A 24551-nucleotide genomic window follows, 5' to 3' on the forward strand; every position below is an offset into this window, starting at 1 on the left:
GTTACTCCTCTTCATAACCAAAATGCGTCTTTGCGTACTGAGTGATCATTCGTCCACGCGGAGTGCGCTGAAGGAATCCTTGTTGCAACAAATACGGTTCATAGACGTCCTCAATCGTCTGGGCGTCTTCCCCAATCGTCGCAGCGAGCGTCTCGAGCCCGACCGGTCCGCCACCGAACCGTTCGACCATGGCCCGTAATAAGCGATGATCGACCTCATCAAGTCCGAGGGCGTCGACGTGCAAGCGGTCGAGCGCATCAGAGGCGAGCACCGGGTCAATTTCTTTCGTCCCTGCCACTTGGGCAAAATCGCGGACACGTCGAAGCAGACGATTGGCGATTCGCGGTGTTCCACGCGAACGTTTCGCGATGGCACCGCTCGCTTCCGGAGAAATCGATAGGCGGAACAGTTGGGCCGTCCGGCTGACAATGGCCGCGAGCTCATGCGTTTCGTAATACTCAAGTTTGAGTGTCACGCCGAACCGGTCGCGGAGCGGTGCCGAGAGCATGCCCGCCCGTGTCGTCGCGCCGACGAGTGTGAACGGTGGTAAATCGATGCGGACGCTCCGTGCCATCTCGCCTTGCCCATAGACGATGTCTAGACAGTAGTCTTCCATCGCCGGATAAAGAATCTCTTCAATCGTCCGACTCAACCGATGAATCTCGTCGATGAACAAGACGTCGCCCGGTTCGAGCGTCGACAAAATCGCGGCCAAGTCCCCCGGCCGTTCGATGGCAGGTCCGGCCGTCGTCTTGATGCCGACGCCCATTTCGTTGGCGATAATTTGGGCGAGCGTCGTCTTCCCGAGCCCTGGAGGACCGTAGAGGAGGACGTGGTCGAGCGTTTCACGGCGTAATTTTGCCGCTTGGATGAAGATGGATAAGTTCCCTTTCGCCTTCTCTTGTCCGATGTATTGCTCGAACTTTTGCGGGCGCAGGCTCCACTCTTCAGAATCTTCATATTGTTGATGGGATTGTGACAACAACCGATCGTCCATAGCTTCCTCCTTATTTCAATAACAACTGCAAGGCGCGCTTTATGTAAGCGTCTGTCGTCAAGATTTCTGTGCTCAGTTCCTTACGGACACGGGCAATCTCACGCTCCGAGTAACCGAGTGCGACGAGTGCTTCGCACGCCTCGTCGAGTTCGGATGCACCTTGGGCGAACAGTCCCGTCTGCGGCACGTAGTCTGGGGCGAGTTCCGAGAGCTTCCCTTTCAAATCGAGTGCCATCTGTTTGGCTGTCTTTTTACCGACGCCCGGGAATTTCGTCAAATACTTCTCATTCTCGGTCTCGATCGCATCGATGAGTGCATCGATGTCACCTGAAGCGACGATAGCGAGCGCTCCTTTCGGCCCGATGCCGTTGACACCGAGCAATTTATTGAACAGCTCGCGCTCCCGGCGTGACCGGAAACCATACAGCGTCTGTTGGTCTTCTCGCACGTAATGGTGCGTAAATACGATTACATGTTCGTCTTGTTCACGATAAAAAAACGGGTTAGGCACATGTACTTTGTAGCCGACGCCCGAAACATCCAACGTTATATATTCCGCACACACGTAGGCGACGGAGCCTTTTACGAATTCAATCACGGTCATATCTCCTCTTCATAGGAAAACTGCATTCATTGTACCATAACCGCCGCCACGAAAAAAGGACAGGCGATTGCCTGTCCTTAGTGCGCGAGCATCCGCTCGAGGGCGAGCGTCGCCCATTTCGTCGTCTCCGAATCAACCCGGATCACGTTCACCGGGTCCGCCTCGAGCGATTCGAGAGCCCAAAGAAGATGGGGCAGGTCGATGCGGTTCATCGTCAGACACGGGCACATGTACGGGTTAAGCGACACGATATCGAGCTCAGGATGCGTCGCGGCAAGTCGATTGACCAAGTTCATCTCGGTCCCGACGGCCCATTTCATACCCGGTGTGCTCGCTTCGATTTGGTCGATGATATAGGACGTCGACCCGGCCTCGTCCGCTGCCTCGACGACATCGAACGTACACTCGGGATGGACGATAATCCGTCGTTCCGGATCATGTTTCCGTAATGCTTCGATTTGGGCGACGTTGAATTTCTCATGGACCGAGCAGTGCCCTTTCCACAAGATGACACGGACGTCCTCGATGTCACCTGAATAGTCGAGCCGCTCCCGGAGCGGGTCCCAGACGGCCATCGCCTCGAGCGGCACCCCTAAATCGTACGCCGTGTTGCGACCGAGGTGCTGATCGGGGAGGAAGAGAATCCGTTCTCCGGCATCGAGCGCCCAGCGGACGATGTCATGCGCGTTTGACGACGTGACGGTCGCACCGCCATGTTTCCCGACGAACGCCTTGATGGCCGCCGTCGAGTTGACGTATGTAATCGGGATGATACTGTCTCCGAACGAATCGGTCAGTTCTTCCCACGCAATCTCCGTCTGGTCGATATCGGCCATATCGGCCATCGAGCAACCGGCACGCATGTCCGGCAAGACGACGAGCTGATTGTCGCGCGTTAACATGTCCGCCGTCTCGGCCATAAAGTGGACACCACAGAAGACGATGAACTCCGCCTCACTCATCTGTTCGGCGAGTCGAGCGAGCTGAAGTGAATCACCCGTCGCATCGGCGAACTGGACGACCTCGTCTTTTTGATAATGGTGGGCAGGTAAGAACAGGCGACGGCCGAGCCTCGCTTTTATCGATTCGATGCGTGCCTCCATTTCTTCAGTCGACAGGTTCGTATATTCGATTGGCATCGTGCCTAGTAGTTGCATGTTTGACTCCTCCTAATAAGTTTAAGCTACAATCGAGCGCCGTCACGGAATGGGTCAACTGTCCGACGGAGACGACGTCGACACCCGTATCACGATAGGCGGCAATCGTCTCGAGCGTGATCCCGCCTGACGCCTCGGTCTTGATTCCGTCCGGTACGAGGGCGGTCCACGCTTTCAACTCGTCCGGCGTTCGATTGTCGAGCATGATGACGTCGGGTCTGGCCGATATGGCCTCATGAAGGGCTTCCAGTGACTCGACTTCGACTTCAACAGCCGTCGTATGTCCGTTTTGGGCACGGGCCAGTTCGACGGCACGGGTGATACTTCCGAGCGCTGCGATATGGTTGTCTTTAATCATGACGGCATCGTCGAGACGGAGTCGATGGTTTTTTCCCCCGCCGGCCCGGACGGCGTGCTTTTCGAGCATCCGCAGTCCTGGTGTCGTCTTACGTGTATCGGCAACGGCAATCGTCGGGTCGGCAAGGGCCTCCACACAGCGTCGGGTCATCGTCGCAATCCCGCTCATATGTTGCACGAGGTTCAAAAGTACCCGCTCGGTCTCAAGAATCGTCCGAGTCTTTCCTCTCAACACGAATAAGACGTCGCCGTGCTTCACCTTCGTCCCGTCATCCAAACATGATTCGACGACGAGCCGTTGCATCGAGGAAAGCTCGAGTACGACGCTTTGACCACAAAAGATGCCATCCGCTTTCGCCGTCACGGCAGCCGTCGACATACTGCGCGAGTCGATGAGTGCACTCGAGGCGTCCCCGAATCCGATATCTTCACGCAAAAACTCCGTGAGCTGTTCGCGCAGTAACATCCTGTTCATCCAATCCCTCCAATTCTAAAAAAGCGAGCGCAAGCAGACGCGCCGCCTCGAGTTGTAATGTTTGTTCCGCCAATTGTCTTGTCACGTGTTTCGTTCGTGTCAATTGGTGGGTATTTTCTAAGAAACTTCTGATTTCGTCAATCGCTGGCGAAATCGTCAACCACTTTCCAATTTGTCGGCGAAACGACTGAAACACCTCATCCGTCACGTCATACGCTGTCCCGCCATCCGCATCGCTTATTCCATGCTTCAACTCGAGCGCTGAAGCGACCCGTTTTCCGAACACCCAACATTCAAGAAGTGAATTTGAAGCGAGTCGGTTCTTGCCATGTACACCCGTGTCGGCGACTTCTCCGACCGCGTACAACCCGTCTACCGACGTCCTTCCGTCTTCATCGACGGCGATCCCACCCATTTGAAAATGTAAACCGGGTCGGACCGGAATCAACGCCAAATCAATCTGTCGTGCCTGACACGTCGCAGTAAGTTTCGGGAACCGTTCCGTCATGCGAGCGACCTGAGACGTCTCGAGATAGACGTGACCCCGGTGCGCTGTCAAAACGGCCGCCACGTCATCCCGCGGGGCGAGACTACCGAGCGGATGGTGCGCCATCACGTGTCGGCCGGCTTCGTCAACAAGCGTCGCCCCGGCACCGCGCAGCGCCTCGGTCACGAGCTCGGGCGTCCCGCTCGCGAGTAGTGTTGGATGAAATTGCAGGTCCGTGATGTTTTTAAGCGCCGCCCCGACACGTTGAGCCAAGACGAGACCATCACCCGTCACCGTCCGACAGTTCGACGTCCAGTCGAGGAGACCGCCGATGCCACCTGTCGCAAGGACGACCGCCCCTGCTTCAATCTGGAGGCGCGCTTCTCGTGTGAAGCCGGTCGCCCCAACGACTCGGCCGTCGTGTTCAAGCAGTCGGTCAATCAACACGTGTTCCATGACGTGAACATGACCCGGCAGGCGATCCCGAAGCGTCGCCATTATGTGACGCCCCGTCTCGTCGCCACCGACATGGAAGATGCGAGACGTGCTGTGTGCCCCTTCCCTTCCGAGCGCATACTGTTCGTCCTCCCGGTCGAACACGACACCAAATTGCTCCATCTCTTGAATCGCCTCACGTCCTGCTTCAGCGAGAAGACGAACCCGCTCTAGCTGGGCAGTCCATTTCGACGCCGCGAGCGTGTCGCGGATATGGGTTTCACTCGTCGGTTCAAGATACGCACTCGCCATCCCGCCTTGCGCGAGGTCCGAGTTCGCTTCCGTCACACAGCCTTTTGTCACGAGTAAGACGCGGTATGTGTCAGGTACATGAAGTGCGACCGTTACGGCCGCGAGACCTGATCCAATAATGAGCACGTCGGTTCGTTCTAACTGTAAAGACATCTGTATATCACCTGTTTTTCATATGTAATGTTGACTTGTAAACTAGTTTCGCATAATTTTGTGAAGAAGACAACATGAGAAAAGAGGGACATCTGATGAACCGATACTTCGATTACGCCGCCACCCATCCGATGACGAAAGCCGCGCTCGATCATTACACGGCGATGGCGCGAGGCGTCTACGGCAATCCGTCCTCCCTCCATGCCGCCGGGTACATGGCGGAAGATTATTTGACCGAGGCAAGGCGACTCATCAAGCAAGCACTCGGACTCGACATGCTCCGCGGGAAGCTCCTTTTCACCGGGAGCGGCTCGGAGAGTAATTACATCGCGCTGACGAGCCTTCGAAAGCGCATGAAAGGAAAGGAAGTCATCACGTCGTGGCAAGAACACGATTCGGTGTCGCTCCTCCTCGATGAATGGGTTGCCGAGGGTGTCACCGTCCATCGGTTGAAATTGAAAGACGGTCGGTTCGATCACGAGACGTTTACAAATCTCCTTGAGCGGGACATCGGACTCGTGACGTTCCAGCACGTCAACTCGGACACGGGCTGGGTATTGCCGCTCCACCAAATCCTCTGTCAATTGAAATACAAGAAAGTGCTCCTTCACGTCGACGGTGTCCAGGCGCTTGGGAAGATCCCAGTGTCCGTCGACGGAATCGACGCCTATTCATTTAGCGCCCATAAAGTCGGGGGGCCAAAAGGTGTCGGCGGGCTTTACATGGAACGGTTACTCCCCCCGCCTTATTATCCGGGCCATCACCAATACGGGATTCGGCCCGGGACGATTGACGTGCCTGGCATCTGCGCCTTCGTTAAAGCATTCACGGAACGACATGAGACGCGGACACGTCATGAAAGAAATTACGTGACGTTTCGTGCTATCTTGAAAGAGAAGACATCGTCTTACGTGGAATGGCTCGAGTTCGAGCATCAAAGCCCGGCCATCTTTTCGTTCGTCTCGAATCGCCGGAACGGCCAATGGTGGATGACCGAACTCGACGCCCTCGGCTTCCAAGTCTCAGCCGGGTCTGCTTGCAGAGCCGGACAGAATGGACCGAATCGCATGCTCGAATCGCTTGGATATGAGACAAGCGCCTGTCACGGGCTCGTCCGCATTTCATTCGGGGAAGGTACGACCATAGAGGCAACGTCAGCGCTCGCTGACGCCATCGTCACTTTAGCAAGGAGAGTTGAATCGTATGAACAAACGCTTAGCCGGTGAAGAACGCCGGCGCACGCTGCTCGAACTGATTGAATCGAGCACGGAACCCATCACAGGGGCCGAGCTCGCCCGCCATGTCGCGGTCAGTCGTCAAGTCGTCGTGCAGGACTTATCACTTTTAAAAGCGAAAGGCCATCAAATCGTCGCAACCGCACGCGGTTACGTCTATCTTCCGGGGGAAGCGGCACCTTCCGCCTACACACGGAAAATCGTCTGTCGACATACACCTGAAGAAATGGAGACCGAGATGAACGCCATCGTCGATGAAGGGGTCACGATTCGTGACGTCATTATCGACCATCCCGTTTACGGCTCGATCACCGGACAACTCATGGTGAAGAGTCGCCGGGACGTCCGGGCATTTCTAGAACGGGTCGCCACCAATCAGGCCGCCCCGCTCTCTCATCTGACGGACGGACTCCACATTCACACGCTCGAAGCCGACAACAAAGAGGCAATCCACGCCGCCGTCCAAGAGCTCGACCGGCTCGGCATTCTCGTGTCGGCCATTGATTAAAAGATGTCACGTTTTTGTGACATCTTTTCTTTTGCTTTTTCGTCCCGTCCGTTATACTAATGGATGGGTATGATTTCCTATTAATTTATTGAGAAAGGAGTGACGCAGCATGTGGCACTTCCTCGAGCAACTGTTAGTCGGATGTGGTGTCTTCAGCATCCCGCTCGGCATCTTCATCCAACTGATTCCAAACGAGCTCGTGCTCGCTTACGGCGGTTATCTTGTTGGGTCCCTTGACGCGTCGTTCCTGCTCATCTTCTTGCTCGCCTGGGTCGCCTTTGTGACGAGTCAGGTCGGTTTATATTGGCTAGGTCGATATGGTGGACGACCGGTCGCATTAAAACTGTATCGCTCGTTCCGTATTAAACCGGAAAAACAACTGCTGGCCGAGGCGTGGTTCGAGAAATATGGGGCGTGGATCGTGTGCCTCAGTCTCATCTGGCGACAACTGTTCGCCATCAGTGCCGGCGTCATGCGCTTGTCGTTCCGAAAGTTCTTCGTCGTGACAACGCTTGTTTTCGCGGTCTGGTCGTTCGTCTTCGTCAAAGTCGGGATGATGCTCGGCAGCAATTGGCGTCAAATCGGCGCGTTCATGCATGGGTTCGGCCCTTACGTCCTACTCGCAATCGCGTTGTTCTTCGGCGTCCGTTACATCCTGTCACATCCGAGCATCCTAAAAAAGTCAGCTTGAGCAATCGCTCGAGCTGACTTTTTGAATAGAGGTAAATTGGTGCATCACGGCGAATAGGTCAACGTGAAGTCATAAAGCGAATAGACGGCTACCGTCAAAGGAGGAATTTCTATGTTCCATCGTCGAAAAACGTACACGATTCGCCCAGAACGTCTCGAAGAATTCACGTCATTTTTCCATACATACCTGTATCCGATTCAGGTATCGCACGGCGCACGGCTCGTCGGACGTTGGGTGACCGAAGACCAGACCGAGGTCATGGCACTTTGGGAATACAGCGACCGGGAGCACTACGAACAAGTCGAACGAGACTACCGCGCTAGCTCGCTCCGCCGGGAGGCGATGAAGAAGCGGGCCCGACTCGGGAAGGACCTTTACATCAAGTCGAGCGAGGAGTTCATGATGCCGACGGGACATTACACACCCCCGCGCACCATCGTCTCGGTGACCGCGTACGTCACGAACGACGCGGGCGAGGTGCTCCTCGTCCAAAATATGCACCGAAACGACACGTTCGAGATGCCGGGCGGTCAAGTCGAAGAGCACGAGTCGCTCGTCGACGCCGTCCATCGTGAGGTGAAAGAAGAGACCGGTGCCGATATTCAAGTCGAAGGCATCACCGGCATTTATCAGAACGTATCCTCGCGTGTCTTATGTGTCACGTTCCGTGCCCGCTATGTATCCGGCGAGCTCGCCCCGCAACCAGGTGAAACGCAGGAAGTCGGCTTCTACAAGATCGACGCGTCGAACATCTCGGATTACATTAAGCGTGAGCACTTCCAAATGCGCGTCCTCGATGCCATGGACCCGACGTATTTACCACACGCCATTTATAAAGTCCGTCCATACGAGTTGCTCGAACGGGTCGAGCGTCATCATACCGTATAACACAAAAAGGGACCTCAGCTTGAGGTCCCTTCGTTTATGCTTCTTCTGCCGGTTCAGATTGAGTCGTTTCAACCAATAGCTTGCGCACGCGGCGTTTTTCGACGTGGAGAACGGTGAACGTCATGTCCTCATACGTGACACGCGCCCCTTTCTCTGGGATGTCGCCGAGCATTTCGACGATCCATCCTCCCATCGTATTCGAGTCTATTTCCGGTTCTTTGATGCCCATCTCTTCGGCGAACTCATCGACGTCCATGTCGGCCATACACTCGTACACGCCTTCACGAAGGCGTCGCAAGTAGACGACCGATTCATCGTGCTCGTCCCAAATGTCTCCGACGAGTTCCTCGAGCATGTCCTCGAGCGTGATAAGGCCGGCCGTCCCCCCGAACTCGTCGAGCACAATCGCCATGTGCGACTGCTTTTGCTGTAAGATCGGGAGCAGCTCAATCAACTTCGTCTGCGGCGAGACGTACGTGAGCGGGCGGATGAGCGCCCGGACGTCCGTCACTTCCTCGCGTACCATCGAACGGAGGAAATCGCGCTCCGACAATACACCGATGACGTTATCGATTGAATCTTTATAGACCGGCAGACGCGAATGGCCGCCACTGAAAATGGTTTGTTTGATTTCTTCAAGCGAATCATCGATATCGACGGCGAGGATGTCGATGCGCGGCGTTAACACGTCATCGACCGTGATGTCATTGAACGCGAAGGCGCTGTGCACGAGCTCGGCCTCGGTCTCGCCGAGTACCCCTTCCTCTTCCCCCATATCGACGAGCACTTTCAGCTCTTCTTCCGTCACGGACGGCTCTTTGTCCTTCATCCCGATGACGCGAAGCGTCAAACGCTTCAGTCCCGTAAAGAGGATCGTGATTGGCTTCAACACTTTCACCAAGAAGACGAGAATCCCGCTGATGAGAAGCGAGTATTTCTCGGCGAATTCCTTAGCGAGCGATTTCGGGAGAATCTCACCGAAAATCAAGATGAGGACCGTCGTCGCGAACGTCGAGATGAGGAGACCCGTCCCGCCGCTGAAGATCGATGTCGCGATCGCCGTGGCGACCGTCGCCGACCCGATATTGACGATGTTGTTCCCGACGAGAATCGTCGAGAGCGTATCGTCAAAGCGGTCGATCAGATGGAGGACGCGCTTCGCGGCACTGTCCCCATCTTCCGCCATACGAATCATCCGGACGCGGTTCACGCTCGAGAGCGCGGTTTCCGCTGACGAGAAGAATGCTGACAACAGAATCAAGACTGCATAAAGAATTAAACTAGACGAGGGCACAGGGTCCACGTGTACTTCACACTCCGTTCCTAATTGAAAAGATTATTCGACGAACTCGAACTCGAAGTCGAGGATGGCCACGACGCTGCCGTCTTCGGCACCGAGTTTGCGGAGATCGTCGTCGATGCCCATCTGACGCATCTGACGGGCAAATCGTTTAATTGACTCATCATGGTCGAAGTTCGTCATCTTGAAGAGTTTCTCGATGCGTGGCCCCGTGATTACGAAGCGATCGTACTCATCGATGTTGATTTGATACCCTTTCTCTTCTTTCTCATAACGATAGACGACGCGCGGTGTCGCGGTCTTCTCTTCGAGCTCTTCGAGTGGGAACTCAGGTGTCGAGTCCACAAGGTTAGCTACTTCGATAAGCAGATTGCGAAGTCCTTCTTTCGCAAGCGCTGAAATCGGGAATACCTTGACGTCTTCGCCGACTTTTTGTTGGAACTCAGCGAGATGCTCTTCAGCATCCGGCATGTCCATCTTGTTGGCGACGACGATTTGCGGACGCTCGAGAAGACGTAAGTTGTACGACTCGAGCTCACGGTTGATCGTCGTGTAGTCTTCGAACGGGTCACGTCCTTCCATGCCGCTCATATCAATCATGTGGACGATCACTTTCGTCCGTTCGATATGGCGAAGGAACTGGTGACCGAGGCCGACGCCTTGGCTCGCCCCTTCAATGAGTCCTGGAAGATCGGCCATGACGAAGTCACGGTCATCTGCCGTCTTGACGACACCGAGGTTCGGTGTGATCGTCGTGAAGTGGTACGCGCCGATTTTCGGGCGTGCCGACGAGACGACCGACAAGAGTGTCGATTTCCCGACTGATGGGAAGCCGACAAGACCGACGTCCGCGAGGAGTTTCAACTCGAGGCGAAGTTCGCGCTCTTGTCCCGGCTCCCCGTTCTCCGCGATCTCTGGTGCTGGGTTGGCCGGTGTCGCAAAGCGACAGTTCCCGCGTCCACCCCGACCGCCTTTAGCAATTGTGGCCCGTTGGCCGTGCTCCGTCAAATCGGCGATGACCGTATCGGTCGCCGCGTCAAAGACGATTGTGCCAGGTGGGACTTTGACGACGAGCGGCTTCGCGCGACGTCCGTGCATCCCTTTTGACATCCCTTTTTCACCGTTTGAGGCGATGAATTTTTTCGAGAAACGGAAGTCAACGAGCGTACGCAAGCCTTCTTCTACTTCAAAAATGACGTCGCCACCGTGGCCACCGTCACCGCCGGCAGGGCCTCCGTCCGGGACATACTTCTCGCGGCGGAATGCGACCATCCCTTTCCCGCCGTCTCCAGCTTTTACAAAAATATTAACCTGATCGACAAACATTTAATTCCCCTCCTTTAAACGAAACGTAGAACATTCTACGGTCTGTTCGTACACTTCCTCTGGCGTGAACACGCCTTCCGGCACGTTGCCGAAGACGCGCACCGTCAGTCCGTCCGTGAACGTCACATGAATCGGTCCATCCGTTCCTGACAGAAGACGGACGAGCTTGTCCGCCACGCACGCGTCGTCTAACGACACGCGGTCGGTCGATACCGTATAGGTCAACCGCCCTTCCCAGTTCGCTTGAATGACGACGATACTCGTCGTCGGTATGTTCAACCGAACGAGCGCACTCTCTTCGTCGGCGTGCTGACGATATCGCTCGTACAGCTCCTCGAGTTTATCAGGTTCGAGCGCCGCATACAAAGAGATCATCTGAAGCCGATTCATCCATTCGTGACGGACGGTCGATACGAGTTTCAGTGCTGCCTGTGAGTCCATTTGATCCTCTCCTAGAAAAAAAGACTCTAACCAAATAAGTGGCTAGAGTCTTCTGCGTGGTTCTACTTACGCAACTGGGTAAACGCTCACTTGTTTCTTGTCGCGACCAAGACGCTCGAAGCGTACTACGCCGTCAACTTTAGCAAACAATGTGTCGTCGCCACCACGGCCGACGTTTTCACCTGGGTGAATCTTCGTACCGCGTTGACGGTAGAGGATTGATCCAGCTGAAACAGTCTGTCCGTCAGCGCGTTTAGCGCCGAGGCGTTTCGAAATCGAGTCACGACCGTTTTTAGTCGATCCTACTCCCTTTTTCGATGCGAAGAACTGAAGGTTCAATTGTAACATGAGGTCCACCTCCTATTGTTCAATTTGGATATAATCACCGTAACTTTGGGCGATTGTGCCAAGTTGCACGAGCATCCCTTCTAGTAACAGCTGGGTGCGAGTCATATCCTCCGGTGATAAATCAGGATACATCTCGACATAAAAGTAACCACCCTCTGTTTTGTCTGCCATTTCTAAGAGAAGCGACTGACCAGTCAGTACCTCGATTGCGTTGTACGCCCCAAAGATGATGGCGGAAACGCCGGCACAGACCAAATCAGAACCGGGTTCAGCAAAGTTGGCGTGACCTGTCACTTCGACGGAACGAATCAACTTCGTCTCGTCTCGTCTGACCGTTACTTGAATCATAAAAATTACGCTTCGATTTTCTCGATGCGAACTTTCGTGTAAGGTTGACGGTGACCTTGCTTACGACGGTAGTTTTTCTTAGCTTTCATTTTGAAGACAGTGATCTTCTTCGCGCGACCGTGTTTAACGACAGTTGCGACGACTTTAGCGCCCTCTACGAGTGGAGCTCCGACTTTAACATCGTCACCACCAACGAAAAGAACTTCACCGAATTCTACAGTACCCTCGACATCCGCATCGAGTTTTTCGATGTAGATCTCTTGACCTGCTTCAACTTTGATTTGCTTACCACCAGTTTTGATGATTGCGTACATATACGTGCACCTCCTTGTTTAACTCAGACTCGCCATCCAGGGCAGGGCAAAACCATTTCAACCCGTTCTGTGCGGTTGTAGCCATTTGGGTGCTTCCAAACGAACTAACGTTATAGATGATACCACTCTCGTTCAAACGTTGTCAACGACGTTGTACGAAATTTTGACATTCCTCGTCTGTCCCGAAAAAGGCGATGTCTCCTTCCCCGTCTATGAAGTACACGTGAAGTCCGAACGCGTCCCAGCTCCCATCCTGCCATTTGTCCGGAAGTGACAACACGACGGCTTCGTGCGCCGTCAAATCAATGAGGTCACGCTCAAGCTTCGAGAAGACGGCGAGCTTTGATGGACGTCCGTTCCGCACCATCCGGTCTTGCATCGAGCGGCCGGTCCGTTCGCGAGACAACTCGAATAGGCCCATCTTCGTGAAGCCGTACACTTCGACGCGACGCGGGTCGCGGACGCCGACTTCCTTCATCTTTTTCAGAAGCCTTGCTTGGCCGTCTTTTGAACCGCGCAAAAAGTCGACGACAATCATCCCGCCGATGTTCCGTAACCGGAGCTGTTCCATGATCGTATAGAGCGCGGCTTCATTGATCGTATCAGCCGCTCGCCCCTTGTCTTTGACGGCGACGTTCTTGCCGCTGTTGACGTCAATGACAGTCATCGTCTCGACTTGTTCGATTAAGATGTACGCCCCGCCCTCAAGCCAGACGACACGACTCGTCAATTTCTCAATCGCCTCGTCAAGCCGACGTGCCTCATTCATCCGGCCTCTCCCGACATGACGTTCGACTGGAATCTCAAGCAACTCAAGTCGACGCTTCGCCTCGGGGTCATTCGTCGTGACCGATTCGACCGTGTGTTTCCGCGCGAACTGCTCACAAAGCAACTCGTCTTGTCCGAAACGTGCGGCCGCCACATCACGTGCCCGCGCGCGCAACCGCTCGAGTTCTTCTCGTAACGCCTCAGGGTTCACCTGTCCCGACTCGGTCCGGAACAAGACGCCCTCCGCCTCACTCAGCTCGAAGACATTCGACAAACGGTCTTGTGTGACAAGGTCGAGCTTCCGACTATAAAGGGTACGTCGTCCATATGGGAAGTAGACGAGATAACGGCCGCCGAAGCGGATGTTTTCCGTCACTTTATGATGTTTCCCGTTGATGCCTTCTTTCGTCACTTGAACGAGCCGTTTCTCACCGACGACCGCAGCTTGACCAATCGTCGGGACGTTCGGGTACGACGCGAGTGCCTTCAACGTCTCCGCGATAGGAAGGAAGAACGTCGTCTCGCCGCTCGTCAAAAAGGCAGCACCGAGCGACGGATGAATCCGTTCGACCGCCGCCTCGACAATCGTGCCGACGGCGAGTTGGTCGAGGAATCGCTCTTCGACTTCAAGCAACCGTTCCCCGTCGACGAGCATCGCCCGCTCGATGGATGGGGTCCGTTCATAGATGAGTTTCATAGTTCGCTCTCCTTTCGACACAAAAAGGCAACTTTCGTTGCCTTTACGCTTTTTTCATTCCAAATTTCATCATGAGCCGTGTCCAGAAGCCGACCGGTTTTTTCTCAGTCTGAATCGACATGAGCGGGACCGATTCGCCGAGGATGCGCCGCGTGATGTTGCGGTACGCTTGTCCGGCGTTATTGTCCGGGTTCATCGTCACCGGTACCCCGCGGTTCGCTGCGGCGATGACTTCTTCGTCATCAACGACGACGCCGAGGAGGTCGATCGACAAAATACGCATGATGTCATCGATGTCGAGCATGTCGCCCGATTCGACGAGATGATTCTTGACGCGGTTGACGATCAGTTTCGGCGCGGCGACGTGCTCGGCTTGCTCGAGCATCCCGATGATGCGGTCCGCGTCTTGGACGGCCGCTTTCTCCGGTGTCGTCACGACGACCGCCTCGTCCGCTCCGGCGATGGCGTTCATGAAGCCTTGCTCGATACCGGCCGGGCAATCGATTAAGACGAAGTCATATTCTGTCTTCAACTGATCGATAATCTCTTTCACTTGTTCCGGTTGGACCGACGTCTTGTCTTTCGACTGGGCGGCCGGGAGCAAGTACATCTCTTCGAACCGCTTGTCACGGACGAGCGCTTGATGCAACTTACATTGTCCATTGATGACGTCGACGAGGTTATAAATGCTCCGGTTGTCGAGTCCAAGCACGATATCCAAGTTTCGAAGACCGATGTCCGTGTCGACGAGACAGACCGAGTGTCCAGACAATGCGAGACCCGTCCCGAGGTTCGCGGTCGTCGTCGTTTTCCCGACGCCACCTTTCCCCGACGTCACGACGATAGCCCGGCCTTTCTTCACTTCTTTCGCTGTATGTACAGGCTCTACTACTTGCTCCATCAAACTCACCCTCTCTGTAATTCCATTGCATATGCGTCTTTCAATCCCGTCATGACTTGGCGGAGACGCGTCATTTCAATGCCTTGATTTGTCTGATACGCGCAACCCATCTCAATCTCCGGGAGCGGTTCGTCGTCGTCTGACGCGAGGACATGCTCACCGATTGCCAAAAACTTCGGATGCAGGAGACTTGCCGTGATGACTGCGTCACTCCATCCTTCGACACCGGCCCGTACATTTCCTCGTATCGTCCCTAAACAATAGATGCTTCCGGTCGCCCGGACCTCGGATCCCGGGTTGACGTCCCCGATGATGAGCACCGAGCCGTCGAACGTGAGCACTTGTCCGCTACGAATCGTCCCGCTATGGTAATGGAACGTCTTCTTGCCGTATGTTGCTTTCGCCTCTTCGGTCAACATGACCTCGCTCGAAAGCTCCTCGATATAAAAAACGCCATGACGAGCAACGACTTCACGAATTTGACGTGACAGCTCCTCGTCCAAATAACGAGTTCCCGCGTGCAACTTGAGTGCAATCTTCCCAGAGGGCGGCTCCATTTCTTCTAACGTGGCCTCAAGCTCTAGGAGCACGTCATCGATGCCACTCCTTGGATTGAAATGGATGGCAATCCCGTTGCGATGTCCTTTAATCGTAATGTGTCGTTTACGCTCCATCATGGCTACCCTCTCTTCGCTACAGGTCGCGTCGCCACGTATCGCGTCATCGGGTAATACAGTACCGCGATGGCGATCGCATTGACGACGAGCGTCCCTGGAATCTGTTCAACTAAAAGTGTCTGCATGGTCATGGTCGTCGCACCGATTGCTGCCATCACACTGTAAATCGTGAAGGAGAAGACAAGAATCATGAATGTGAACGTGATGACGACCGAGAAGAAGTTCTCACCTATATATTTTAACACGAAGCTGACTAAGAGAGGAATGAGTGAAAAAGTAAATAAGTAAATTCCGAGCAAGTCGGTGTAGACGATGTCGTACAGTAATCCGAAGACGAGCCCGAAACCGAACGCCGACTCAAAGCGGCCATACAAACTGATATACATGAGTCCGATCAACGTCAAGGCGAGGAACGGGGTCATGTAGTGCCACGAAAAGATGGCAGCCCATGTCCCTTCAATAAGAAAGAGGAGGAACAGGGCGATGAACACTCTCATGTTACTCACCGGCTGCTCCTCCTTCCTCAGGTGCCGTCAAGAACGGTTCGACGAGCGTCCGATCGATGACGAACATTTGCGAAAACTCGTTGAAGTCCGCCTCTGGCTTGATGCGGGCCACTTGCGAGACGCCATATTCATCGGTCTCAATCGACTCGACCGTCCCGATGACGAGTCCGGCCGGATAACGTCCGCCTAGACCTGACGTCGAGACGATTTCGCCTTCTTTCAATTCGACGCTATTCGAAATCTTCGTGAAGAAGAGCTCGTTCGTCTCACTGTCGAAGCCGTCAATCGTCCCGTACGTCGCCTTTCCGTCCGCATCGTTGACGACAGCCGAGACGTTGTTCGTCCGGTTGTTGTCGCTGAGCAGTTGGACTTGCGACGTATACGCGCTCGTCTGGATGACGCGTCCGACCATACCGCCGGCTGCCGTGACGGCCATCCCTTTCTGGACGCCGCGCTCTTCTCCGACGTTAATCGTGACGTAACGTTGCCAGTCGTTCGGCGTCCGCCCAATCACTTCGGCCGGGATGAGGTCGAAGTCACGAAGCGACGTCTCGCTCGCGTCAATCATTTGACGGAGCTCCTCATTCTCCCGGCGAAGGTCATCGGCTTCGACCGACACCTCGGCGTACTTCGTCAAATGTTGTTTCAATTGACGATTCTCTTCATAGATGTCGCGGACGTCCGTAATCGAGGACACCGTGCTGTCCATCCAGCCGATCGGCACGGTGAACACCCGTTGGAACGTCCCGACCACATCACGCGTGACGTCTTGGTACCATGCAGATTCCGATCGTCCTCGAATCGAAACCCCTAAAATCACGACGAATAAAATGATACCGATTAGCGTGATGATGAGCTTTTTATTGCGTACGAATCGGCTCATCACTGATCACCTCTCATCGACGTGACGAGATGCCTGATTTTGAACGGAGGACGTCCATCATTTCAAGAGATTTTCCAGTCCCGACAGCGACACAGTCGAGTGGCTCATCCGCGACGAGCGTCGGAATGTGCGTCTCGTCCGAGATGACGTCATCCAAGTTTTTAAGGAGTGCGCCGCCGCCTGTGAGGACGATCCCCCGGTCCATGACGTCTGCTGCGAGTTCTGGTGGTGTCTGCTCGAGCGTCTGCTTGACGCCTGCAAGAATCGCTTCGACCGTATCCGAGAGTGCCTCGCATACTTCAGCCGCTGTCACTTCGATTTGTTTCGGAAGACCCGTCACGAGGTCGCGACCACGGATTTCCATCTTCTCGCCTTCGTTCGACGCATCGATTCGAGCTGAGCCGACTTCCATCTTGAGCGTCTCGGCCGTACGTTCCCCGATCATGAGGTTGTATTTGTTTTTGATGTAACGAATAATGGCGTCATCCATTTCGTCACCGCCGACACGAATCGATTGGCTCGTCACGATGCCGCCGAGTGAAATCACTGCGACTTCGGTCGTACCGCCACCGATATCGACGACCATCGAGCCCGTCGGTTCCCATACCGGGAGACCGGCACCGATTGCTGCCGCGAACGGCTCTTCAATCGTGTACGCTTCACGCGCGCCCGCTTGTTTGGCCGCGTCTTCAACGGCACGTTTTTCGACCGACGTAATACCGCTCGGTACGCAAATCATGACGTTCGTCTTCGATGAGAACAAGCCGCTCTTCGACTTCTGTGCTTGCTCCATGAAGTATTTGATCATCGTTGCAGTCGTTTCAAAGTCCGCGATGACCCCGTCTTTCATCGGACGACGTGCCGTCACGTTGCCCGGCGTACGTCCAATCATATCTTTCGCCTGGTTACCCACGGCCTCAATTCTGCCTGTATCGGTACGGAACGCCACAACAGACGGTTCACGAACGACGATGCCTTGACCTTTTACATAAACGAGCGTGTTAGCCGTCCCAAGGTCGATTCCGATTTCTCGGTTAAAACTACGAAACATACGTGTTGCCCCTCTCTTATTTACACTATTTTTTATTATAACGGAAAAATCATGTTTGAAAACGTTCATTCGATTACAGGTTATTTACAATCCCTGTAGTCGAGTCCAGTCTCACCGTCTATTAGTGTGCCTTCTTTTACTGAAAAACGCAAATCAAAAAAGCAAGCGCATGAAAGCGCCTGCTTCGATTTTGACTCATTTCTCAAACATTTTTTAGTGTGAGAAGCACCGCCGTTTGAAGCGTGTGACGATCCGTATCATGCAACTTGACAAGGAAGCTCTTTAAAAACGTTTTCACGTTATGCACAACTTGCCAATACTGCTCGGACTCGAGCTCTTGTTTGTAGACACTTAGTCTAGCGGGCAGGTTTTCTAGCAACACGATCAGTTCTTGCTCGTCCATCCCGCGGTCAAGTAGTCCGAAAATCGGGTTTAAGATCCGTTCATCTTCATCGTGCACATAGATGGTCGGAATCATTACCTTGCTCCATAACGCTTCAAGCACATCACTAAACTCTGTCTCGTCGAGTTCCGGATGTAAGACGAGCTCGTCGAACGTATCGGCCACGTGTGCAATCGAATGGGCCCAGCCTTTGCCGGTCACGTATCCCCTCGTATCGATTTCACATTCGAGATACGCCAACAGCTTCGCCTTTAATCGTTCAAGGTCCGTTTCCGACAAGAAACGCTGTTGCCGGTCTTGATACAAAATTAAGGCGAGCAACAGCGTCGAAAACGACCGGGTGAAGACGGTATCCGATGCCGTCTCCCCGATGCCGTGGAACAAGTGATACTTGAGCGTCGTCTGAAACAGGCTCGTCAATTGTTCGGTTGTCATTCGTTCGTCTTCGATGATGAACCGGTAAAACAGCGTATAGATCAATTGATCTCGAAGTTCGGCATCCGTTGAACCGATATGATAGAGCATCGACTCGATAACCCGCGTCTCATCTACTTGATGCAAGCGGATGGTTCCACTCTTGATATCCGTTAAAATCCGCTTCAAATCTTCTTGTTGATAAATCCTGTCTTCACTCATGTCGCATCACGATCCTTTTCATCCACCTTCTGAATACCGTTTTCGACACCGCGTGGACCGACTCCTCTACATACAAAAAGCAGACGTGAATTACGTCTGCTTCATACTTAGCCTACTTTACGTTCGCGACGAGAGTGACAAGAGTAGCATCGCCCCGTAACAGATGACCGAGACCACAAGCACCGGTTGAAAGAAGCGGGACGGTTTTTGACGCGTCGCGCCGGCCAAGAAGCCCGATACCGTCACAACAAATACATACACTCCGACGTACATGAAAAGAAGTTGTCCAATCATCTGCCATACTTGTGAATCGATCGTCGCGTTCCCCCATGCGAGAAACAGCCCCAAGTAGGCAATGAAAGCGACGATGCCAATTCCAATGGTGAGGAGCGGTGACAAGCGGTCGAACCATTCATTTTGTGGAAGCTGTTGGAATAGTGCGATGCTCACGAAGACGAACAGCATAAAGACGACGAACGTCAAGGCGAGCGGTTGGAGCGGGACAAAACTTGCTATAAGCGCCATCCCAATAATTAAGAGCCAAATGATTTTTTTCATGTGAACACCTCGTCTGCCAGTATAACAAACCTAGTTCACATTTGGAAATATTCTTCCAAAGATTAACCATTCATGTACCCCCGCTGTTTCATGCTGACGTAATGGTCTTCCCCGATGATGACGTGGTCGAGACAGGCGATGCCGATGATATTTCCCGCTTCAACCAACCGTTCCGACACCTCGATGTCTTCTCGGCTCGGCGTCGCATCCCCGCTCGGATGGTTATGGACGGCGATGAAACACGCCGCTGACAGTTTGAGCGCCTCGCGGAACACATCGCGTGGATGAACAATCGATGAGTTGAGCCCACCGACGAAGAGCGTCTTCCGGGCGATGAGCTGGTTTTTCGTATTCAAATATAAACAGACGAAATGCTCTTGATTGAGGAGCCGCAGCTCATCCCGTAGCAACTCGTATGCATCCTGCGGCGAACGGATCGTCGGCATTTCAGACTTCGGTTCTTCGACGTAACGGATGCCGATCGTGAACGCCGCGAGCAACTGCTCGGCCTTCTTCTTCGTCATCCCTTCGATTTTGCATAAGTCGTTCACGGACGCCTGCGATAACGCTCGGAGCGTCGGATAGACATCAGATAGGCGCCTGGCGGTGGCATACGGGTCCCCGCCCCGCCCTCCGATTTGAAGCAGACTGGCGATGGCGGTTTCAGCACTTCGGTCGAGCACCATGGTCATTCCTTCACCTACTTTCCCATCAATCACAGAAAGCGTGGCGTCACCCCATGCCCTTCAAGCGTACGGACGAGCGGCATGAGCGGCAGGCCGACGACGTTATAGTAGTCGCCCTCTAACCGCTCGACGAACAATCCGCCTGACCCTTGGATGCCGTAAGCACCGGCCTTGTCGTATGGCTCCGCGGAATCGAGATAGCCGTCGAGCCACGCCTCCGGAATATCGATGAACGTGACGCGCGTCGTCGTGACGAACAAGTCTTGGCGTTCGGGGCCGATGATACTCACCCCGGTCAAGACGTCATGCGTCGCACCAGAAAGACGACGGAGCATCTGGCTCGCCTCTTCCCGGTCAGCCGGCTTCTCTAGAATTTTGCCGTCTAAGACGACGACCGTGTCCGACCCGATGACGACCGCGTCACGGTTTGCGCGTGCGACGTCCATCGCTTTTTCTCGGGCGAGTCGAGCGACATAATCAGACGCCGCTTCAACGCCGTTGACACCTTCGACAACAGTCGACGGGATGACCTCATGGTGGATCCCTGCCTTCGTTAACAACTCGGTGCGCCGCGGCGACATCGAGGCGAGAATGACACGCTTCTGTGTTGCTTTCATTGTATCGACTCCTTCGTTTATAAGATAACGGGCTTTCTTCCCGTATCACATTCCACTGTTGATTGTAGGGAAACCGACAGCTGAATACAATCTCGGCCGACAGAAAAACGCCCCTCGATTTCGAAGGGCGTCTTGTCACGGCGTCGTGTAGTCATACACCGGGATGTCTTTCCGAGGGAACGTCTGCGTCGGCACGTACCGATCCTCAATCAATTGCGTCAAGTCCGGACGATAGAAGGCGTCGAGTTCGACCGTGAAGTCGAGCGGCGCAATCGTCTCGGTCGTGTTCGGTCCCGTCTCGGCCGGTCCAGTGAACTGAACGGTCCGTAAAATATGGATTCGGTTCATCGACTCAACAGACTCGAGGAAAAGGACGAGCGCCTCATACGTCTCGGCTTGAAGCGACACGGTCGCCCGTACCGACGAGGCGTTCACCGGCGTGATGTCGACCGGTGTGGCCGGTTCGGCCGTCGCACTCACGTCATCTGGTTCCGGCGTTTCAATCGTTTCCGGCACTTCGGACTCGGCGAGGATTCCGTCTGCGAAGGCGATGCTCGTCACGTTGACGCTCGCGAGCTGGCTCGCTTGCGACAACGTCTCCACGACCGTGTCTAATGCAGGCTCGGTCGGGACACGCGTCTGCAGACGCTGCGAGTCGGCGACATTGACGGCACGACCTTCTTGGCGCATCAGTTCGAGCTTCGTCTGTTCGAGTGATAGTTCGCGCTCGAGCACTTCGACCTCGCCTTGCTTTGTGAAATACGCATAACCAAAATACGCTGGAACGGCAATGGCGGCAAATAGGCAGAGAGTGAAGATTAAATAAACCGTTGAACGTTTCATTGGCTCACCACCTCCTCATCAGTCGTCCCTTCGGTATCCGTCTCTGGCACTTCGGCATCAACGAACGTGAACGTGAACTCACCGATATAGCGCGGTAGCGGCTCCTCGGTCAGACGCGTCGTGTCGTCCGTTTCCGTGTCTTCGGTGTCCGCTTTCGTCTCGGTCGTGACACCGAGCAGTTTGACCTCCTCAAAGCGCGGGTCCGTGAGCAGCGCCCGTTGGAAGGCGTTCAACTCCGGCAGCGTCTCAAACTGCGCCCGCACGCTCATGAGCGACCCGTCTGCGTAGTTATACGTCAACACGTAGCCGGTCGGCGGCAACTGTTCCGTCAACGCCCGGAGCGCAGGGACAGCCTGTTTCTCTTCGTTCGTGAGCGACGTCACCGTCTGGTCGAGCGAGAGTACTTGTTGTCCTTTCGAGTTCACTTGTTCCGTCTGGTAGATGCGGACGAGCTGGAGTTGTTCGTTCAGTTGGGCCTCTTGTCGTTCTAGCCCTTGCACCTCGTAATATAAGAAGCCGGCAAGCCCGCCCCCGATAAGGAGAGACGCGAGGCTCGCGATGATCGGCCAGCGGAGCGTCACGTCAGTTGAGTTGATAAAGTTCGCATCGCGGTCTCGGTCGAGCGTCGCCATCCCGAGGAGCGGCAACATCTGGTGCGACAGCGGAGTCGCATGTGAGAGCGGGAGCGGGTCGTCAATCCGTTTGACGGGTACCATCGCCTCAGCCTCGATCGTTTGGACGAGCGTATCAAGTTCAGGGATCGTCCCTGTCACAATCAACTCGTCAATCGAACGGCCGTCCGTCCGGAGCGAGTAACGATAGAAGTCGAGGAAACGGGCGAGCTCATTCAACCATTCGTCCGTATGCGTCAGGAACGCCTCATGCGATCCACTATATGTATACGTAACGTGCCCGTCTATTGTCTCGCTGCGGTACGGGATGTCCGTCTCAATCGACCGGATGAAGCGGACCTGTCCTTCCTCTAAGACGAGCAATTGGTGCGCGAACGGGGTCACGTGCCAAAGCAGTGTCGACTTGAGCGGGTCGAGCGTCTCTAGACGCGCTACTCCGTTCGCGACAGCGACCGGGCGAGGCACGATTTTCTTCAAGACGAAGCCGCGTTTTTTCATGTAAGCGCGAATCGTTTTCGTTAAATCGACCGAGACGGCGTGAAGCATGACCTCGGTTTTCGTCTGCGTCTCGCCGAGCACCTCATAATCGAAAGCGACATCGTCGAACGGCAAGATAATCGAACTGCCGATTTCCATGAACAGATAGCCGCGGATCTCGTCTTTCGGAATGGTCGATGGAATCTCGACTTTTCGGGACAGCACTTCCGTCTCCGCCATATCGACGGCACAGACCATGCCTTTTCGTACTTTTAACATGCGGCACAGCTCGTCAAAGGCAAGACCGAACGCGTTCTCGTCTTGAATCCGACCTTCCGCATACGCGCCTTTTGCCAACTGGACGGAAGCGCTCCGTTTGAAGATGCCTTGTTTGATGACGGCCCCGTGGATGCTGAGCGCATCAAACGAGAAGTACGCGACCGTCCCTTTCTCTATAGCCCGGCTCATGCTGGTTTCCCCCTACACTAAATCAAAATACCAATCAAAAAATGAATCGCTGAACCAAAACGTCAGCATCGTCCCGAGTGCAATCGACGGGACGAACGGAATCGGTTGCTTGCGTCCGATTCGCTTTAATGCGATTAACGTCAACCCGACAACGGCGCCAATCAAACTGGCAAGAAACAACGCGACGAGGACGTCACGTGGTCCGAGCACGAGTCCGATTACTGTAAACAGTTTGACATCGCCCGCCCCAAGTCCCCCTTTTGAGACGAAAAAAACGGTCGCTAAAATCGAAAAGCCGAGCAGTGCCCCGGCAATCGAGCTCCACCATACCGCTCCGGATACATAAGTGAGGACGAGCAGGACCGGCGCCGTATAAAGCAAGATGACGTTCGGCACGAGCATCGTCGACAAATCGGACATCGCCAAAGCGAGGAGCGTCGACAAGAAGATGAACGCGAGCAGTGTCGTGCCCGAGAAGCCATAGAGCGAGAAGCTATAGCCGTAGCCGATAGCCCCGAGCAATTCGAACAGCGGATACGTCGGCGCGATCCGACCGCCACAGCCGCGACATTTGCCACGGAGGAACAAATAGCCGAACACGGGAATGAGCTCCCCTGCCGACAAGACGTGGCCACAAGACGGACAGTGCGAGCGTGGCGTCACGATCGATTGCTTCTGTGGCACGCGGAGCCCGACGACGTTCGTGAACGAAGTGATGACCGCTCCGAGCACGATGCTGTAATTAAGTCCAATGAGGTCAACCAATCTGGTCACTCCTTTTGTAAGTATATGCCAAAAACAGAAAACCGGCTAGGCTGAGCGAGTGCCCAGCGCCAGCCGGAATTTTAAATTAAGTTTATTACTTGTTAGTTCTTTCTAGCTCTGTTTTATTTAGACTTGATTCAGGTGACGCTTTAAAGTTGTATTTTGCCTCTTCACTTGTCAATGTCACTGCATAAGAATATTTCCCATTAGCCTCAGTAATTGCTACTGAAGCTGCTGAATATGTTTCAGGGGCAGTTTTATTGAACGGATCTTTAAGACCAGAGATATAGTTAGCACCTTCACCTGTTGTAAAGTCTAACGTTGTTGCACCTGGGTTAGAAGCAGTATGCAACTTCGCCGCACTCACCATTTGCTTTGCATCGGCAACCATTGCATCCTTTTTCGAGTTCTCAATAATCCCACCAATCGCGACGACGGCGATGGCAGCGATAATACCTAAAATGACGACGACGACGAGTAACTCGACGAGTGTAAGGCCGCGCTCATCTTTCAATTGTTTCGCATCTTGCCAAATCATTTTCATTTTTTCTAACATGATTGATTCTCCCCTTTTGTGTGCTGTGCTGTGTTTTATGCTACATACATT

Annotated in this window: 29 protein-coding genes and 1 other annotated feature; of the genes, 4 read left to right on the plus strand and 25 right to left on the minus strand. The window is 54.2% G+C overall.

What is annotated here, in order from left to right; translation table 11 throughout:
• Position 1: 1 nt before the first annotated feature.
• From ruvB to KNP92_RS09340, 5 genes are all read right to left on the minus strand, one after another.
• Positions 2 to 997, minus strand: coding sequence for a Holliday junction branch migration DNA helicase RuvB (ruvB, locus tag KNP92_RS09320; RefSeq protein WP_214839716.1), 996 nt, complete (start codon positions 995 to 997; stop codon positions 2 to 4).
• A 10-nt stretch (positions 998 to 1007) separates the two neighbouring features.
• Complete coding sequence (ruvA, locus tag KNP92_RS09325; RefSeq protein ID WP_214839718.1) at positions 1008 to 1595, minus strand: Holliday junction branch migration protein RuvA; 588 nt, start codon at positions 1593 to 1595, stop codon at positions 1008 to 1010.
• Positions 1596 to 1678: 83 nt separating this feature from the next.
• Positions 1679 to 2758 (minus strand): quinolinate synthase NadA, encoded by a 1080-nt coding sequence (gene nadA, locus KNP92_RS09330; protein ID WP_214839720.1) that lies wholly within the window; start codon positions 2756 to 2758, stop codon positions 1679 to 1681.
• Complete coding sequence (nadC, locus tag KNP92_RS09335) at positions 2709 to 3590, minus strand: carboxylating nicotinate-nucleotide diphosphorylase (protein WP_214839722.1); 882 nt, start codon at positions 3588 to 3590, stop codon at positions 2709 to 2711. The genes nadA and nadC overlap by 50 nt, the downstream gene beginning before the upstream one ends.
• Positions 3544 to 4977, minus strand: a complete 1434-nt coding sequence (locus KNP92_RS09340) for an L-aspartate oxidase (RefSeq protein ID WP_214839724.1) — start codon at positions 4975 to 4977, stop codon at positions 3544 to 3546. Before KNP92_RS09340 ends, nadC begins: the two co-directional genes overlap by 47 nt.
• A 95-nt stretch (positions 4978 to 5072) precedes the next feature.
• Between KNP92_RS09340 and KNP92_RS09345 the strand changes: the two genes are divergently transcribed.
• The 4 genes from KNP92_RS09345 (at position 5073) to KNP92_RS09360 (ending at position 8299) form a co-directional block, all read left to right on the plus strand.
• A complete protein-coding gene (locus KNP92_RS09345) occupies positions 5073 to 6203 on the plus strand; it encodes a cysteine desulfurase family protein (protein ID WP_214839725.1) in 1131 nt (376 codons plus the stop codon).
• Positions 6181 to 6720 (plus strand): transcription repressor NadR, encoded by a 540-nt coding sequence (locus KNP92_RS09350; RefSeq protein ID WP_214839726.1) that lies wholly within the window; start codon positions 6181 to 6183, stop codon positions 6718 to 6720. Before KNP92_RS09345 ends, KNP92_RS09350 begins: the two co-directional genes overlap by 23 nt.
• Positions 6721 to 6829: 109 nt before the next feature.
• Positions 6830 to 7411 carry a DedA family protein gene (locus tag KNP92_RS09355; RefSeq protein WP_214839727.1) on the plus strand — a complete coding sequence of 194 codons (582 nt, stop codon included), beginning with the start codon at positions 6830 to 6832 and terminating at the stop codon, positions 7409 to 7411.
• 111 nt (positions 7412 to 7522) lie between these two features.
• On the plus strand, positions 7523 to 8299 hold the full coding sequence (locus KNP92_RS09360) for an NUDIX domain-containing protein (protein WP_214839728.1): 777 nt from the start codon (positions 7523 to 7525) through the stop codon (positions 8297 to 8299).
• Between the two features lie 34 nt (positions 8300 to 8333).
• Here KNP92_RS09360 and KNP92_RS09365 read toward each other — a convergent pair whose 3' ends face one another.
• The 20 genes from KNP92_RS09365 to KNP92_RS09460 all read right to left on the minus strand — a co-directional run bounded on the left by KNP92_RS09365 (position 8334) and on the right by KNP92_RS09460 (position 24500).
• Positions 8334 to 9602, minus strand: a complete 1269-nt coding sequence (locus KNP92_RS09365) for a hemolysin family protein (protein WP_214839729.1) — start codon at positions 9600 to 9602, stop codon at positions 8334 to 8336.
• Between the two features lie 33 nt (positions 9603 to 9635).
• Positions 9636 to 10925: a GTPase ObgE gene (gene obgE, locus KNP92_RS09370; protein ID WP_214839730.1), complete on the minus strand. Its 1290-nt coding sequence runs from the start codon at positions 10923 to 10925 to the stop codon at positions 9636 to 9638.
• Entirely contained in the window at positions 10926 to 11366 is a 441-nt protein-coding gene (locus KNP92_RS09375; RefSeq protein WP_214839732.1) for a Spo0B domain-containing protein, read from the minus strand.
• Positions 11367 to 11432: 66 nt separating this feature from the next.
• Entirely contained in the window at positions 11433 to 11714 is a 282-nt protein-coding gene (gene rpmA / locus KNP92_RS09380) for a 50S ribosomal protein L27 (RefSeq protein WP_016508537.1), read from the minus strand.
• A 12-nt stretch (positions 11715 to 11726) separates the two neighbouring features.
• Complete coding sequence (locus KNP92_RS09385) at positions 11727 to 12062, minus strand: ribosomal-processing cysteine protease Prp (RefSeq protein ID WP_214839734.1); 336 nt, start codon at positions 12060 to 12062, stop codon at positions 11727 to 11729.
• 5 nt (positions 12063 to 12067) lie between these two features.
• Complete coding sequence (gene rplU, locus KNP92_RS09390) at positions 12068 to 12376, minus strand: 50S ribosomal protein L21 (protein WP_016508528.1); 309 nt, start codon at positions 12374 to 12376, stop codon at positions 12068 to 12070.
• A 15-nt stretch (positions 12377 to 12391) separates the two neighbouring features.
• Positions 12392 to 12463: a sequence feature (ribosomal protein L21 leader region), on the minus strand.
• 55 nt (positions 12464 to 12518) lie between these two features.
• Positions 12519 to 13841: a ribonuclease E/G gene (locus tag KNP92_RS09395; protein WP_214839737.1), complete on the minus strand. Its 1323-nt coding sequence runs from the start codon at positions 13839 to 13841 to the stop codon at positions 12519 to 12521.
• A 43-nt stretch (positions 13842 to 13884) separates the two neighbouring features.
• On the minus strand, positions 13885 to 14742 hold the full coding sequence (gene minD, locus KNP92_RS09400; RefSeq protein WP_214839738.1) for a septum site-determining protein MinD: 858 nt from the start codon (positions 14740 to 14742) through the stop codon (positions 13885 to 13887).
• A 5-nt stretch (positions 14743 to 14747) separates the two neighbouring features.
• Positions 14748 to 15416 (minus strand): septum site-determining protein MinC, encoded by a 669-nt coding sequence (locus KNP92_RS09405; RefSeq protein ID WP_251136443.1) that lies wholly within the window; start codon positions 15414 to 15416, stop codon positions 14748 to 14750.
• A gap of 5 nt (positions 15417 to 15421) precedes the next feature.
• Positions 15422 to 15916, minus strand: coding sequence for a rod shape-determining protein MreD (mreD, locus tag KNP92_RS09410; protein ID WP_214840303.1), 495 nt, complete (start codon positions 15914 to 15916; stop codon positions 15422 to 15424).
• A 1-nt stretch (position 15917) separates the two neighbouring features.
• Complete coding sequence (gene mreC, locus KNP92_RS09415) at positions 15918 to 16808, minus strand: rod shape-determining protein MreC (RefSeq protein WP_214839740.1); 891 nt, start codon at positions 16806 to 16808, stop codon at positions 15918 to 15920.
• A 13-nt stretch (positions 16809 to 16821) separates the two neighbouring features.
• Positions 16822 to 17859, minus strand: coding sequence for a rod shape-determining protein (locus KNP92_RS09420; RefSeq protein ID WP_214839741.1), 1038 nt, complete (start codon positions 17857 to 17859; stop codon positions 16822 to 16824).
• A gap of 202 nt (positions 17860 to 18061) precedes the next feature.
• Positions 18062 to 18898: a DUF2785 domain-containing protein gene (locus KNP92_RS09425; RefSeq protein ID WP_214839743.1), complete on the minus strand. Its 837-nt coding sequence runs from the start codon at positions 18896 to 18898 to the stop codon at positions 18062 to 18064.
• A 117-nt stretch (positions 18899 to 19015) separates the two neighbouring features.
• On the minus strand, positions 19016 to 19456 hold the full coding sequence (locus tag KNP92_RS09430) for a hypothetical protein (protein WP_214839745.1): 441 nt from the start codon (positions 19454 to 19456) through the stop codon (positions 19016 to 19018).
• A 62-nt stretch (positions 19457 to 19518) separates the two neighbouring features.
• Complete coding sequence (radC, locus tag KNP92_RS09435) at positions 19519 to 20148, minus strand: RadC family protein (RefSeq protein ID WP_214839747.1); 630 nt, start codon at positions 20146 to 20148, stop codon at positions 19519 to 19521.
• Positions 20149 to 20171: 23 nt separating this feature from the next.
• The gene (locus KNP92_RS09440; protein ID WP_214839749.1) at positions 20172 to 20759 is read right to left on the minus strand and encodes a Maf family protein; all 588 of its coding nucleotides are present in this window, start codon (positions 20757 to 20759) and stop codon (positions 20172 to 20174) included.
• Positions 20760 to 20894: 135 nt separating this feature from the next.
• Positions 20895 to 21602, minus strand: coding sequence for a hypothetical protein (locus KNP92_RS09445; RefSeq protein ID WP_214839752.1), 708 nt, complete (start codon positions 21600 to 21602; stop codon positions 20895 to 20897).
• Positions 21599 to 23179 carry a pilus assembly protein PilM gene (gene pilM, locus KNP92_RS09450; RefSeq protein ID WP_214839754.1) on the minus strand — a complete coding sequence of 527 codons (1581 nt, stop codon included), beginning with the start codon at positions 23177 to 23179 and terminating at the stop codon, positions 21599 to 21601. Before pilM ends, KNP92_RS09445 begins: the two co-directional genes overlap by 4 nt.
• A gap of 12 nt (positions 23180 to 23191) precedes the next feature.
• Positions 23192 to 23944, minus strand: a complete 753-nt coding sequence (locus tag KNP92_RS09455) for a prepilin peptidase (RefSeq protein ID WP_214839756.1) — start codon at positions 23942 to 23944, stop codon at positions 23192 to 23194.
• Positions 23945 to 24038: 94 nt separating this feature from the next.
• Entirely contained in the window at positions 24039 to 24500 is a 462-nt protein-coding gene (locus KNP92_RS09460) for a prepilin-type N-terminal cleavage/methylation domain-containing protein (RefSeq protein ID WP_214839758.1), read from the minus strand.
• Positions 24501 to 24551 lie beyond the last annotated feature (51 nt).

The organism is Exiguobacterium sp. s122 (assembly GCF_018618475.1).
GTDB lineage: Bacteria > Bacillota > Bacilli > Exiguobacteriales > Exiguobacteriaceae > Exiguobacterium > Exiguobacterium himgiriensis.